Source organism: Latilactobacillus sp., from assembly GCF_033176295.1.
In the GTDB taxonomy this organism is placed as follows: domain Bacteria; phylum Bacillota; class Bacilli; order Lactobacillales; family Lactobacillaceae; genus Latilactobacillus; species Latilactobacillus sakei.
Genome location: NZ_JAMQEX010000011.1, coordinates 61,100 through 73,966, shown reverse-complemented (window position 1 = coordinate 73,966; position 12,867 = coordinate 61,100). Strand labels below are relative to the sequence as shown.

The window sequence follows — 12,867 nt, the reverse complement described above, 5'->3', positions numbered from 1 at the left end:
GTAATCACTCCCTATATTGGTTGGAATTAGCTACTACCATTGTAAGTGATTGCTTTGGGCTTTTTAATTTCTGTTCGGATTAATTATAGAATTTGCCAATAATATAAGCAAATAAATTGACAATTTAGTTGATTGATTCGCCACCGGTCACCCCGTATATCTGTCCGGTAATGTAGCTAGCAGCATTGCTAGCTAAAAATACATAGACTGGAGCGACTTCAACTGGCTGGCCTGCTCTTTTTAAAAGTGTATTCTGTCCAAATTTTGGTAATGCGCCCTCTAACTGGCCTTGCGCTAATTGAAGTGGCGTCCAGATTGGGCCCGGCGCGACACCATTAACGCGAATCCCTTTATCTGCTAATTGTTGGGCGAGATTAATCGTAAAATTCCTAATAGCGGCTTTAGTTGCGGCATAGTCTAAGAGTTGTGAACTTGGATTGAATCCTTGGATCGAGGTGGTTGTCAGAATACTACCACCAGCTGGGATATGGGCAATCGCCGCTTTAGCAATGCCATACATTGCCACCACGTTAATTTCAAAACTATCCCGTACTTGTTGGATGGGTAAGTCTTCAAGCGTTGGATGGGCAATCTGTTGGGCGGCATTCAACACAACTGTATCTAAACCACCTAATTGTGCCACTGCTTGTGCTACCACTTGTTGCGGTGCTTCTTGCATTTTAAAATCAGCCGGGATTAAAACTGCCTTACGACCAGCTGATTCAATTAACCCCGCGACTTCATTAGCATCACTTTCTTCACCAGGTAAATACTGTAAAGCAATATCCGCACCTTCACGTGAAAATGCAATTGCTACTGCGCGGCCAATTCCTGAATCGCCACCTGTAATCAGGACTTTGCGATTCATCAATTGCTCACGCCCTTGATAATCTGCCTCACCGCAATCGGGTTTCGGCCGCATTTTGCCTTGTAGTGCCGGAGCTGGTTGTTCTTGCTCCTCAAATCCGGATACTTTATATAACTCACGTGGGTCTTTCAAATCTGCTTTGACCATTAATATCACCTTTCCTGACTTAATTTAGATAGGTTGCTCTTAACTGATTAATATCACTTTTACTTAATTTTAAAGCGGTCTGTAAATAATTCTGCGTAGAACCCCAATTTTGCTTAATCGTAGTTGTTGCGGTGTCTAAATAAGCGGATTGCACACTCATTAAAGCGTGCGTACTTTTTATAAAGCCACTGGATGCGTGCTTAGCCGCTAATCGTGACATGCGTTGGGCAATATGTTGTTGCGAGGCAGTATTTGTCAGTAAATAGTCTTGGCGAATAACAGGTTCAGGAACGTTTAGCGCATTCAAAAGATAATATGCAGCCATCCCCGTTCGATCTTTACCACCCGTACAATGAAACAGCGTTGCCTGATTATCCGCAGACTGTTGAAGTAATATTTCAAAAAATTGACGATACATCTTAATCGAGTGTTCATCTTGAACTAATTCTTGATAGACCTTTTGCATTTGCATTTGGCCACCAAGTGGATTGTTTGTATAGCGCTGATAGAGTTCCGCCTCAGTTGTTGTACTTTCGGTTTGGTCTTCTTTGAAAATAGGAACAGATTTATATTTAGCACTAACTGGTACTTTATCCGGTGCTTGTTGTCGCTCATCTTTGGAGCGTAAATCAATATCCACTGAGACGTTATAACTGTTTAAAAGCGCTAGATCCTTGGGACTAAGATCAGCTAAATTTGCTGTTCGAAGTAGGCGTTTTGTTTTTAGCGTTTTGCCGTCTAATGTTTGGTAACCCCCCAATTCTCTGAAGTTATGCCCGTTTTCAATCGGTAAAATTCTCGAAACCATCTACTCGTCCTCTCTGAATAATCGCTATTACTATCAACTTTATGACGCTTCGTTACTGCTGTATATAGGGTTTAATCGTTTGGTTTTTAATAACATTGCCAACTCGATCGACTGCCAAAGGCCCCCATTTTCCTTCTAGAAGTGCTTCGCCATTATTCGCTTTTAAGATGGCCAATTCTAAATCAGTAACACCCTCTAGAAAACAATTCAATTTTGATTCTTGTTTTTCAATCATCAAACTCAAATCCGGCGTCTTAACTGTACTTCTACCTAATCTCACTTTATTAATTGGCACTTCTTTCAACATAGCAAACGTCCTTCCATAATTTTTTTAGTAGCGCTACAGTTTAACTATAAAATATTGACTTGATTTTTCTCAACTATTCTGATTGAGTTATATTTAGCATAATCATTTACCTTTACAAAACAATTTCAAGTTGTTTAAATTAACTTGTATCACTATTCTAAAAGGGGTTGATGATTATCAAGACGATCAATGTTATGTTCGCAGCAGATAATAATTATGCCGACCAGCTTTTAATCGCGATTAAGTCGATATTGGCGCATATTCCTGCTGAGACAACTGTCCATTTTCTTATTCTCGATAATGAACTCACACCACAAACCAAGTGTTTGGTGCGACAAATTACCAAGCAATCACATCAGGTCGATTTTATTAAAATAAATCAACAACTTTTAAAAAATTGTCCTGAAAGTAACCATATTAATAAAATGGCCTACTACCGCATTCTTGCGCCCCAAATACTATTACGCAAAGGGATTAGCCGCGTTTTATACTTAGACGTCGATATTCTTGTCCAAACCGACATTACGCCACTTTATGAAAGCCATTTAGGGACTAATATTGTTGGCGCAATTATTGATCCTGGGCAAGCTCTAGCACTACCACGACTAGGTGTTTCCCCTGAAAAATCAGGTAACATTTATTTTAATTCCGGCGTGATGTTAATTGACACCTTCCGTTGGGAAGAAAATCAAATTAGTGAATTAACGCTACGTTTTATCAATCAGCATCCTGAGAGAATTATTTTCCACGATCAAGACGCTTTGAATGCCATTTTAGCCGGTAAGGTTCAATTATTGCATCCCGCTTGGAATGTACAAAATTCACTCATCTTCCGCAAACATCAGCCAATTAATGCCACTTATAAAAAACTTTTTGACGAAGCTATTGCGCAACCTAAAATCGTTCATTTTACAACGCACAATAAACCTTGGAATACGTTGAAAGAACATCCATTTTTAGCGCAATACCAAGCGTATAGTCAACAATTAGGCGCATTAAAAAAAGACAGTATTAACATTGTCTCAGCTGTTAATGCTGCCTTTATTGAACCCTTGGCGATTTTATATGCTTCGATTTTGAATCACAATGACACACAACGCCGCTATTCTTTCTATGTGTTAGAAGACCACTTAACTGAAGCAGACAAAATACCATTAAAACAGGTGGTTGCCGCTTTTAATGCCGATTTAACTTTTCTCAAAGTTGATGAGGCTCTCTTGGCCAATATCGTAGAAAGTGATCGGATTTTAAAATCAGCTTATTATCGGATTTTAATCCCGCAAGTGCTAAACGGCATTGATCGCGCGCTTTATTTAGACTGTGATGCTCTATGTAACGTTAACCTTGAACGCCTTTGGAATATTGATTTAGGCGAGTTCCCGCTAGCTGCGGTTGAAGACGCCGGGTTCCATCAGCGCCTCGAAAAAATGGCCATTAAGTGTCACAGTACGCGCTATTTCAACTCCGGCATGATGTTAATGGATCTTAAGAAATGGCGTCAACAAGCCATCACTGAGAAAACTTTAGACTTCATTAACCATCATCCAGAGAAGTTACGCTTTCATGATCAAGATGCACTGAATGCTGTTTTACATGATCAATGGCTGCATCTCCATCCTAAATGGAATGCCCAAACCAACATCATCATGGATAAGACCACACCCCCACAACATTTACAACAACAATTTATTGAAGCCAAAAAGGCCCCAGCAATCGTCCACTTCTGTGGTCACGAGAAGCCTTGGCATGCAGTATCTACCCACCCATTCACCCCACAATATCGTTACTATCGCCACCGCTTCCTCAAACCAAAACGCCAAGCGTCTATCATCCCTTTTTCAAAAAACACACAAATTAGCTTAGAGAATTAATGCTATAAAAACCCCTGCTAGGTCCAACCTAGTGGGGGTTTTGTGTGAATTGCGCATCATGATCCTCTAACGTTGACAAAGTATCGCCTTAATGGTTTAATAATTTAAACTAACGAACGATTGGAGATTTTCAAATGCCAAATTACAAAGCATTACAACAAGACTTAACCGATGTTAGTCAATTTTTAATTGCCTTAGGTGACCCAAAGCGCCAAGCCATTATCATCCGCTTATTAGAGGAAAGTGATTGTGACGGGCTACAAGTCAGCGAACTCACTGAAGCAACCGGCTTATCGCGACCCGCGGTTTCACACCATCTCAAAGTCCTCAAGGATGCCAAACTAATCGACTATCGCGCAGAAGGCACGAAGAATTTTTATTACCTCAATCACGACACAACCGAAATTGTAAAACTCAAGCAATTTCTCGATAAAGTCACCCAAATTATGACCACCCACACCAAATAAGGAGCGTTAATTATGCAAACAATTTTAGGCAGTAGCGGTCAAATCGGCCAAGAACTCGCAAAAGAACTCTACAAAAACTATACTCACGACATCCGACTTGTGAGCCGTAACCCGCGGAAGGTTAATCCTGAAGATCAACTCTCCCCCGCTAATCTGCTCAATTTTGAAGAAACCAATCAGGCCGTCGCAGGGAGCGAAATTGTCTATTTCACAGCCGGTTTACCTATGAATTCTGATATGTGGACCGTTCAATTTCCGATTATGATTGATAATGTGATTCGCGCCTGTCAAATCAACCACAGTAAATTAGTTTTCTTCGATAACACTTATATGTACGCTAAAAATGCGACACCGCAAACCGAAAACAGTCCCTTCCAACCAGACGGTCAAAAGGCAACTGCTCGGGCAAAAATGGCGCAAACCGTTATTGATGCTATGCAAGCAGGTCAAATAGAGACTGTTATTTGCCGCGCCCCTGAATTTTACGGTCCCGCCAAAACCAATAGTATTACCAATACACTTCTTTTCAACAAAATCAAAGTCGGGCAAAAAGCACGTATTCCCGTTAGCGATCAATTCTTGCGCACATTAATTTGGACACCAGATGCTAGCCGCGCCATGGCTTTAATTGGCAACACCCCTGATGCTTACGGTCAAACATGGCACCTTCCTTGTGCCGATAGCATTACTTACAAGGGTTTAGTTGAACTGATTCAAGAAATCACGTACCAACCTATATCCTATTCGATTATTAAAATGTGGCAATTCAAATTAGCAAGTTTCTTCAATCAAAATAGTCGCGAACTACAAGAGCTGCTCCCCCGTTATCAAGCCGACAACATCTTCGTTTCGGATAAATTCAAAACTCGCTTCCCTGAATTTAAAATTACATCGTTTGAAGAAGGCATTCGAGAGATATTGACGGTTTAAAAAGTATAATGTTAAAAATAGCGTCACCGAAAATATCGGTGGCGCTATTTTGTATTTATGACTGATTAATTAATTTTAAATATCGATAGATACTTGGTTCCGAGGTGCCTAATATCTCAGCAACTTTTGATAAAGCACCTTTAATTTTAAAAATACCTTTTTCATTTAATTTTCGACAAATTTCAATTTTCTTATCCTGCGTTAACTTAATACCTGGCTGCAGTGTATTGGGTGCTACTACCGCATAAATGATTTCTTCAACACTCGAATGGAGCACTTCTTCATTTGTAACGACTTGGCGTTGCTGTTGATGTTCGCTAGCCACTGTAGGTACTGATGCCATTAACGAATCCAGATTAGCAAGATTAATAAGATTATCAACCGCCGCTAAATATGGTTGCGCATTAAAATTAATACATAACAATCCCAACAAAACACCCTGATCATCCTTAATGAAGTAAGTAGACCCTTGAATTTGCTGGTTTTTATCACTACTAGCCTTGTAATTAACCACAGCATCTTGTTTTTGATATATTTTATTCCTAATAAGATCTAACGCGAAACCAGTGATTGGAGAATTTAAATTACGTCCGCTAATTTCAGCATTCTCAATCGCTGCAATATAGTACGAATCATCTTGATTAATCCAGTGTAAAACAACTTCATAATTACTACCTAAAACTTGACCTAAAAAATGAACTAATCCTTGATATCTCTCTAATTCGCTAACCATCAGAACCATCCTCCATTCACAATAGCGTTGTTCTTAGTATCCTTTATAATACTTAATTTCTTGATAGATTACAAACATTTATTATAATAATAAATTATTATTGTAAAACGTATTGCTCAGTTGTATACTTTGTTTATAATACTTGAGAGGATGATTATACATGATTAAAAATCGGTTATTAATTCTTGATAAGCTTAATATCAGTGTTGTTTCTGTTACCTTCAAGAAGTGGCGACACTATTCTAAATAATCACTAACTATTTATTAAATTCAAAATTAATGAAGGAGTGAGCAATTTGGAAACAACTACACAATCAACACCACATCTTTCGAGATCTCAAAAACATGCTGATAAGGCAGGCATGTCTTTAACGGAATGGCAGGCGGCCACTAAGTTTGACGGCACAGACTGGGGCTGGGTTTTTATGAGTATTGGTATGGCAATCGGTGCCGGCATTGTTTTTTTACCTGTTAAAGTCGGTTTAGTTGGCCTCTGGGTCTTCCTGGTTTCAGCTGTGATTGCTTATCCTGCTATGTATTTATTCCAAAAATTATTCATCAATACCTTAGCCGAATCTGAAAAATGCGAAGACTATCCTAGTGTTATCAGTGGTTATTTGGGTAAAAATTGGGGCTTCCTACTAGGTGTTCTCTACTTTTTAATGCTACTAATCTGGGTATTTGTTTATTCCACTGCGATTACAAATGATAGCGCTTCATTTTTACATTCCTTCCATGTTACTAAAACAGTCTGGTCAAATAATCCATTTTATGGGTTGATTGTTATTTGTTTGCTCGTCGCAATTGCTTCTCGTGCCGAAAAATTACTTTTCAAAATTTCATCCTTTATGGTTTGTACGAAACTAATCATTGTCTTTGTCCTCGGCGTTGTGATGATCCAACATTGGGATCTTAGAAATGTTGCAGCATTTCCCGATTTAGGTTACTTAATTAAACAAACAATCATCTTGCTTCCTTTCACACTCACTTCTATTTTATTCCTCCAATCCTTATCACCAATGGTTATTTCGTTTAGATCCCACAATAAAAATATTGAAGTAGCACGCTATAAATCAATTCGTGCCATGAATATTGCCTTTTTCACACTATTTTTCGTTGTCTTCTTCTATGCCATTTCATTCAATCTTGCTTTAGGTCATGACCAAGCAGTTGAAGCTTACGAGAAGAACATCTCGACACTCGCCATTGCTGCTCAGAATATGAACGGTAATTCAATTAAAATTCTCAGTTTCATTTTAAATATTTTCGCTGTTATGACGGCCTTCTTTGGTGTCTTTCTTGGATTCCATGAAGCCTGTCAGGGAATTGCCGTTAATATTTTACATCGGATTATGCCAAAGCATAAGATTAACAAAAAGAACCTTAGCTTCGGTATTTTAATCTTCGCTATCCTAGTTTCTTGGAGCGCAATCTTACTAAATGCTCCCGTTTTAAGTTTTACATCATTATGTTCACCAATTTTCGGAATGATTGGTTGTTTAATCCCCGTCTATCTTGTCTATCGTGTTCCCGCTCTCAATAAGCTCAAGGGTCCTAGCCTATATCTCATCGTTTTTACCGGTATTCTACTGATGATTTCACCGTTCTTAGCATTCATTTAAAAAATAAATAAGGAGTGATTATTATGTCTTTACAATCAAAACATTTCATTCAAGCCCTCAAAAATGGTGTCGTGCCCGCTACCGGTTGTACTGAACCAATTGCCGTTGCCTTTGGGGCCGCAACTTGTATGGCCCAACTGACTAATCGCGAGATTCAAGCCATTGAGGTGCACGTTTCACCAAACGTGATGAAAAATGCCCTAGCGGTTATGGTCCCTGGTACTGGCGAACCTGGTTTATTAGTTGCTGCGGCCGCGGGGGCAATTGCTGGTGACGCGACGGTTGGCCTCAGCGTTATTGAAGGCCTTCGCGCTACAGACTTACCAACCATTCTAGACCTCGCTCATTCTGGTAAAGTGACTGCTAAAACAGCACTTGTCCCTGACGATTTATATGTTGAAGTGACCATTAAAGATCTTGAAAATACGGTCACCGTTGCGATTGCTGGCAGCCATACCAATATCTTTTCTTTAAAAAAAGATAACCAAATTTTAATTGACCACCCCCGTCCCGCGGCGCACGCGAGCTCTGAATCAAAACAATTTTTACAAACTATGAACTTTAAGGCTGTTTGGGATTTTGCCATGAACGAACCATTGGAACACCTTCGTTTCATGAAAGAGGCACACACCCTTAATCTAGCGCTTGCCCAAGATGGCTTTACGCACGACTATGGTCTTCAACTCGGCCAATCAATTAATGGTGCCAAACGTAATCACTTTGGTTCTGGCACTGAAAACGATCTTGGTAATCGGATGATTGCTTACGCGGCAGCGGCTTCCGATGCGCGCATGGGTGGTGCGCAATTACCTGCGATGTCCAACTCTGGTTCCGGTAATCAAGGCATCACAGCTACCATTCCGGTCAGCGTAGCGGCAGATGCCGTTCAGGCGACTGAGGAACAGCTGATTCGGGCACAAACATTATCCCATCTCACCGCCCTATACATTCACTCATTTTTGCCCGTCTTATCCGCCTTTTGCGCGACTGATTCGGCCGCAATGGGGGCCGCGGCTGGTGTGGTTTATCTCTATGACGGAACTTACGAAGATGCTTGTCATGCGATTCAAAACATGGCTGGCGACGCGGCCGGGATGATCTGCGACGGGGCCGGCTGTGCTTGTGCCATGAAAGTCGCCACCGCCGTTTCCTCAATGTACCGCGGCGTTAACCTCGCCTTGCAAGGAATTGTTATTCCAAATAGTAACGGCATTGTCTGCCCAACAATCGATGAGACAATTCACGGCATCGGACGTTTAGGCACAGAAGGCCTTCGGGAAACAGACCCTGTGATTTTAGATATTATGTTAAATAAATAAAAGAACCGTCTTGCGTGCCTAATATTGGCATTCAAGACGGTTCTTTTATTGTTTAAATTAAATCAATTGCAGCTGTTAAATCTGCCACTTCATGTTGCATTACGGTTGTTGGTAAAGCCTGGGCTTGCTTGCGGTTAACCCAAATCCGTTGCCAATTCAGGCGCTGACAAGGAATGATATCCCACCAATAACCGGCAGCAATATGCAAATGCTCCTCGTTAGTCACCATTAATTGATCAGCAACTTGGCCAAAGAAATTAAGCGTTGGTTTATAACAGTTTAATTGATCAGAGGTGTATAAATAATCAAATTCAACTGGGATTTGCGCCAAATTCTGCTTGAGAATTGGTAACGAAGCATCCGTCATAATTCCTAATTGAATCCCCTTAGCCTTCATTGTTTTCAAAAAATCGATGACTTCTGGGAAAACTTTTAAATTAGCCTGCACCGTTAACATTTGCGTTAAATCTGCATTCTCGTACTCATAATTGAAATCATGCGCACAATACCGCAAGGCTTGTTCGATGACCTGTTCGTAAGGCATGAAATATTCGCCATACATCATTCGATCTTCATACAGCTCAAAAGCTTTTTGAAAAAGTCCGCGATCAATCTGATGTTGCACGCCAATTTCTCCCGCAGCCTCATAAAATGGTGCCGTATCAACCAACGTCCCATAACAATCAAAAGTGATTAATTTTATCATCTGCCAACCAACCCTTCAGCCTATCATTTTCTAACTACCCCCTATTTTAAACCACTAATCCTCCAACCACAATCGCGTTAACTTTCAAAATAAAATTGACAAAATGTCATCAACTCATTACAATTTGAAAGTAACTAGTTCATTACATTATGGAAGGAGTTCGTTACGTGATTCAAAATCGCATTAAAGTCTTACGCGCTGAGCGCAACTGGACCCAGGCTGACCTCGCCGAACGAACCGGCATTTCCAGGCAAGCCGTGATTTCAATCGAAAAGTATAAATATACACCCTCATTAGAACTCGCTTTTAAGATTGCGCAGGTCTTTGGGGTCGAAATAACAACTGTCTTTTCACCAGAGGAGGATTCAAAATGAAGCAACTCATCATGTTAATTCTGATTGTTCTGTTAGCAGTTTTCATCTTTTTAGATTTTCGCTTCAAACACAATAAGTCGCGGGCCTACCAGAACGATGAACGCTGGCAATTAATCACCATCAAAGCCGCTAAGGTGATGGCTATTTTTCTTGATTCAATCGTTATTTTACTGGCACTGGCCATGACTTATTTCTTACTAACTGATGGTGGTAGTGAAATAATGACCATCAGTGACGCTGTCAGCGATGCTTTTTACATCTACGCACTCAAGTATCCCGTTGAATATTGCGCCTACCGTTACTACGATCAAGTCCTATAATATTAAAACGTTAGTTCGTTATAGAAAAGAGCGCCTTATTCATGTCATTTATCCAATTGAGCCTTACATTAATTTTGATTGGCGTGGCAGCCGGCATCGTTAGTACCGTCGGCGGTCTCGCATCACTCGTTTCATACCCAGCCTTACTTGCACTGGGATTACCACCGGTCACAGCCAATGTCACCAACACCGCAGGCTTAATCTTCACCGGCGTTGGCGCGTCACTCGCTTCACGCAAGGAATTAAAACATCAAAAACGGGAACTCATCACACTTTTACCGCTAACCTTGATTGGCTGTATTGTGGGGGCCTTATTACTCTTTAAAATTCCAGCAGAAACATTCCAAAAAATTGTGCCCTTTTTCATTTTATCTGCCGGCATTTTAATCCTCTTACCCCGCCATCTCCAAGTTGGTCAACCCGCTAAATGGCAAGTTAGTCTCGCTTGGCTCGGCGTTTTCTTAGTCGGCGTTTACAGCGGCTACTTCGGGGCTGCTTCTGGCGTCTTGATGCTATCACTGCTTTCAGTCATCAGCCAAGCGCCGTTTCAAGAATACAACGCCACCAAAAATCTGACGATGGGTCTCGCGAACTGTATCGCAACACTAGTCTACGCGCTTCAAACGACCATCAATTGGGGCCTTGTCTTGCCCCTTGGAATCGGCTTTTTGATTGGCGGCCTCATTGGCCCAATCATCGTCCGTCTACTACCAGAACGCCTAACTAAAATTGGGATTGGCATCGCCGCACTAGGACTAGCAGTTAGTTTATTTATGCAAGCCTATTAAAAAAAGTCTGTCATCATTTAGTATCCCACTAAATTTATGACAGACTTTTTTTGTTAAAAGAGATTACGACAACTTATTTTTTACGGATATAATGCTTCAAAATAATCGCAATTGCTAACACAGTTACTAGTAATAGCGTCTTTTTAAAATCCGTCACAAATCTAAAAATAAGCACGCCAAATAGTAGTAAAACTATAATGGTAATTACTAAATCAACTATTCTCTTCATTGTATTCCCTCTGCTAGTTGTTCTTGCAGCCACTCCAAATTAACTTCGTGGTGTCGTTTTGAGTTGGCCATCATTTTGATAAACATCGGTTGTAGATTGGTTGCGGTATTTAATGCCGCTTCAATCGCTTGGATTTTTTCCTTAGTTTGTGCAATTTGGCTCTGCAAGAGTTCGCGCATTTGCGTTGGTTCAACTTGATCAGTGAATAGTAGTGGTGTGTAGAATGGGAAAGTAATTGGCTTATTCTGCCCGCCATAATGGGCGAACTGTTTTTCAAAAGCCGCTTCTCCCCCCGCAGTCAGCACATAGCGATTTTTCTCGCGCTTATCACTGGCATCATCCACTATTTTTTCAATCAATTGCTTTTCCGCTAGTTGTTGTAAGTTGTAGTAAAAAGAACCCTTCGTAAAGTTCAAAAAGAATTCGAAATAATTGTTTTCCATATCAGCTAATAATTCGTAGCCATAAGCACCTGGCTTTTTCTTCAATAAACCCAAAATTAGAAACTGAATCATTTGGCAGTCCCCTCACCCGTTAACTGCGCGATGAATTCTGGATAGCTCATTTGGCCAAGTGCAAAAGCACGGCTCAAGCGATACATCTTTTCCTGCGGGGTTTCTGGTCGTTGATAAAGTGCTTCTAATTGAATAGCTTCATCTGGTAGTACTGCGAGGACATCCTCTTGGTTGGCAAAAGCAGCGTAATAACGCAGGCCAAAGCGCCGTTGTGAGGCCGCATCGATATGAATGCCATCAGGGTTGGCCGTTAATTCGGCGGCGTTGACTAAATAACTATGGGGATCTTGCGCAACCACGTTCGCCATTTCCCGATTAATGTCATTGAATTCTGTCGCACTAGCGCCGAACCCTTCTTGGCCTAAAAAATCTGGTAATTGCCCGACAATAATGGGTAAGTTTGCTTGACCCAATGCTTGGCGTAAATGACTAAAGACCGCTGTTAACTTGGCAGCATATGTTTGATAACCGCCTTTTAGACTGTCACTTTCCCCTTGGTGCCATAAGACACCAATTAACTCGCTAAATTCCTGTGCGAATTTGGCTTCAGCAATCGCGTGGCGCATCAACACTTCGTCACTCGCCCACTCATCGATTGAACTGCCCCCTTCAGCACACGGAATTAGACCTAATTCTTCATCCGGGTGCGCCTGGACCCAAGCCGCCGCAAATGATGTAGCCGGCCCAACACCCGCAACCTCACGATCAAAATGAATTGGTTCAGCCATCATTTGCCAGCGTCCATTGCGCAACATCTTCACGCGCTCGTGCCGCAATACCGGCACATCTTGAATAAATCCCCGCCCAGCCATATTTGACTGGCCGACTAATAAAATTGACTTCATCATAAAAATCCTCCTGAA

The 12,867-nt window shown here is 41.1% G+C and carries 16 protein-coding genes; 8 read left to right on the top strand and 8 right to left on the bottom strand.

The window, feature by feature from the left end; all coding sequences use genetic code 11:
* Positions 1-124: 124 nt before the first annotated feature.
* From NDN60_RS06790 to NDN60_RS06780, 3 genes are read right to left on the bottom strand one after another with little or no spacing between them, the layout of a single operon-like run.
* A complete protein-coding gene (locus tag NDN60_RS06790) occupies positions 125-1,015 on the bottom strand; it encodes an SDR family oxidoreductase (protein WP_016264431.1) in 891 nt (296 codons plus the stop codon).
* Positions 1,016-1,034: 19 nt separating this feature from the next.
* Positions 1,035-1,823 (bottom strand): tyrosine-protein phosphatase, encoded by a 789-nt coding sequence (locus NDN60_RS06785; protein WP_011373875.1) that lies wholly within the window; start codon positions 1,821-1,823, stop codon positions 1,035-1,037.
* Between the two features lie 52 nt (positions 1,824-1,875).
* Entirely contained in the window at positions 1,876-2,130 is a 255-nt protein-coding gene (locus tag NDN60_RS06780) for a hypothetical protein (protein WP_011373874.1), read from the bottom strand.
* A 170-nt stretch (positions 2,131-2,300) separates the two neighbouring features.
* Here NDN60_RS06780 and NDN60_RS06775 point away from each other — a divergent pair, with 170 nt between their 5' ends.
* From NDN60_RS06775 to NDN60_RS06765, 3 genes are all read left to right on the top strand, one after another.
* The gene (locus NDN60_RS06775; RefSeq protein ID WP_099947594.1) at positions 2,301-4,001 is read left to right on the top strand and encodes a glycosyltransferase family 8 protein; all 1,701 of its coding nucleotides are present in this window, start codon (positions 2,301-2,303) and stop codon (positions 3,999-4,001) included.
* 134 nt (positions 4,002-4,135) lie between these two features.
* Positions 4,136-4,468 carry an ArsR/SmtB family transcription factor gene (locus NDN60_RS06770; RefSeq protein ID WP_011373872.1) on the top strand — a complete coding sequence of 111 codons (333 nt, stop codon included), beginning with the start codon at positions 4,136-4,138 and terminating at the stop codon, positions 4,466-4,468.
* 12 nt (positions 4,469-4,480) lie between these two features.
* Entirely contained in the window at positions 4,481-5,398 is a 918-nt protein-coding gene (locus NDN60_RS06765) for an NAD-dependent epimerase/dehydratase family protein (RefSeq protein WP_016264429.1), read from the top strand.
* A 55-nt stretch (positions 5,399-5,453) separates the two neighbouring features.
* Here NDN60_RS06765 and NDN60_RS06760 read toward each other — a convergent pair whose 3' ends face one another.
* Positions 5,454-6,131: a helix-turn-helix transcriptional regulator gene (locus NDN60_RS06760; protein ID WP_011373870.1), complete on the bottom strand. Its 678-nt coding sequence runs from the start codon at positions 6,129-6,131 to the stop codon at positions 5,454-5,456.
* Between the two features lie 296 nt (positions 6,132-6,427).
* Between NDN60_RS06760 and NDN60_RS06755 the strand changes: the two genes are divergently transcribed.
* Together NDN60_RS06755 and NDN60_RS06750 are read left to right on the top strand one after the other, a co-directional pair.
* Positions 6,428-7,753 carry an amino acid permease gene (locus NDN60_RS06755; protein WP_016264428.1) on the top strand — a complete coding sequence of 442 codons (1,326 nt, stop codon included), beginning with the start codon at positions 6,428-6,430 and terminating at the stop codon, positions 7,751-7,753.
* A gap of 23 nt (positions 7,754-7,776) precedes the next feature.
* Positions 7,777-9,072 carry an L-cysteine desulfidase family protein gene (locus tag NDN60_RS06750; protein ID WP_035148633.1) on the top strand — a complete coding sequence of 432 codons (1,296 nt, stop codon included), beginning with the start codon at positions 7,777-7,779 and terminating at the stop codon, positions 9,070-9,072.
* 52 nt (positions 9,073-9,124) lie between these two features.
* On the opposite strand, the gene NDN60_RS06745 is transcribed toward NDN60_RS06750, so the two are convergent.
* Entirely contained in the window at positions 9,125-9,778 is a 654-nt protein-coding gene (locus NDN60_RS06745) for an HAD family hydrolase (RefSeq protein WP_056948617.1), read from the bottom strand.
* 167 nt (positions 9,779-9,945) lie between these two features.
* On the opposite strand from NDN60_RS06745, the gene NDN60_RS06740 reads away from it, so the two are divergent.
* Genes NDN60_RS06740 through NDN60_RS06730 form a run of 3 tightly spaced genes read left to right on the top strand, consistent with a single transcriptional unit; the run spans position 9,946 to position 11,260 of the window.
* Positions 9,946-10,152: a helix-turn-helix transcriptional regulator gene (locus NDN60_RS06740; protein WP_011373865.1), complete on the top strand. Its 207-nt coding sequence runs from the start codon at positions 9,946-9,948 to the stop codon at positions 10,150-10,152.
* Complete coding sequence (locus NDN60_RS06735) at positions 10,149-10,472, top strand: hypothetical protein (RefSeq protein WP_099947192.1); 324 nt, start codon at positions 10,149-10,151, stop codon at positions 10,470-10,472. The genes NDN60_RS06740 and NDN60_RS06735 overlap by 4 nt, the downstream gene beginning before the upstream one ends.
* 41 nt (positions 10,473-10,513) lie before the next feature.
* Positions 10,514-11,260, top strand: a complete 747-nt coding sequence (locus tag NDN60_RS06730) for a sulfite exporter TauE/SafE family protein (protein ID WP_052039213.1) — start codon at positions 10,514-10,516, stop codon at positions 11,258-11,260.
* 73 nt (positions 11,261-11,333) lie between these two features.
* Here the strand turns inward: NDN60_RS06730 and NDN60_RS06725 are convergent, their stop codons facing one another.
* From NDN60_RS06725 to NDN60_RS06715, 3 genes are read right to left on the bottom strand one after another with little or no spacing between them, the layout of a single operon-like run.
* Entirely contained in the window at positions 11,334-11,489 is a 156-nt protein-coding gene (locus NDN60_RS06725; RefSeq protein ID WP_155512444.1) for a hypothetical protein, read from the bottom strand.
* On the bottom strand, positions 11,486-12,004 hold the full coding sequence (locus NDN60_RS06720; RefSeq protein WP_011373862.1) for a PadR family transcriptional regulator: 519 nt from the start codon (positions 12,002-12,004) through the stop codon (positions 11,486-11,488). Before NDN60_RS06720 ends, NDN60_RS06725 begins: the two co-directional genes overlap by 4 nt.
* On the bottom strand, positions 12,001-12,852 hold the full coding sequence (locus NDN60_RS06715; protein ID WP_082267797.1) for a sialate O-acetylesterase: 852 nt from the start codon (positions 12,850-12,852) through the stop codon (positions 12,001-12,003). Before NDN60_RS06715 ends, NDN60_RS06720 begins: the two co-directional genes overlap by 4 nt.
* Positions 12,853-12,867: the final 15 nt, after the last annotated feature.

Bases quoted from the DNA above. Each gene is read 5' to 3' on its own strand.
- NDN60_RS06790 (WP_016264431.1), bottom strand. From the start codon at position 1,015: ATGGTCAAAGCAGATTTGAAAGACCCACGTGAGTTATATAAAGTATCC.
- NDN60_RS06785 (WP_011373875.1), bottom strand. From the start codon at position 1,823: ATGGTTTCGAGAATTTTACCGATTGAAAACGGGCATAACTTCAGAGAA.
- NDN60_RS06780 (WP_011373874.1), bottom strand. From the start codon at position 2,130: ATGTTGAAAGAAGTGCCAATTAATAAAGTGAGATTAGGTAGAAGTACA.
- NDN60_RS06775 (WP_099947594.1), top strand. From the start codon at position 2,301: ATGATTATCAAGACGATCAATGTTATGTTCGCAGCAGATAATAATTAT.
- NDN60_RS06770 (WP_011373872.1), top strand. From the start codon at position 4,136: ATGCCAAATTACAAAGCATTACAACAAGACTTAACCGATGTTAGTCAA.
- NDN60_RS06765 (WP_016264429.1), top strand. From the start codon at position 4,481: ATGCAAACAATTTTAGGCAGTAGCGGTCAAATCGGCCAAGAACTCGCA.
- NDN60_RS06760 (WP_011373870.1), bottom strand. From the start codon at position 6,131: ATGGTTAGCGAATTAGAGAGATATCAAGGATTAGTTCATTTTTTAGGT.
- NDN60_RS06750 (WP_035148633.1), top strand. From the start codon at position 7,777: ATGTCTTTACAATCAAAACATTTCATTCAAGCCCTCAAAAATGGTGTC.
- NDN60_RS06745 (WP_056948617.1), bottom strand. From the start codon at position 9,778: ATGATAAAATTAATCACTTTTGATTGTTATGGGACGTTGGTTGATACG.
- NDN60_RS06735 (WP_099947192.1), top strand. From the start codon at position 10,149: ATGAAGCAACTCATCATGTTAATTCTGATTGTTCTGTTAGCAGTTTTC.
- NDN60_RS06730 (WP_052039213.1), top strand. From the start codon at position 10,514: ATGTCATTTATCCAATTGAGCCTTACATTAATTTTGATTGGCGTGGCA.
- NDN60_RS06725 (WP_155512444.1), bottom strand. From the start codon at position 11,489: ATGAAGAGAATAGTTGATTTAGTAATTACCATTATAGTTTTACTACTA.
- NDN60_RS06720 (WP_011373862.1), bottom strand. From the start codon at position 12,004: ATGATTCAGTTTCTAATTTTGGGTTTATTGAAGAAAAAGCCAGGTGCT.
- NDN60_RS06715 (WP_082267797.1), bottom strand. From the start codon at position 12,852: ATGATGAAGTCAATTTTATTAGTCGGCCAGTCAAATATGGCTGGGCGG.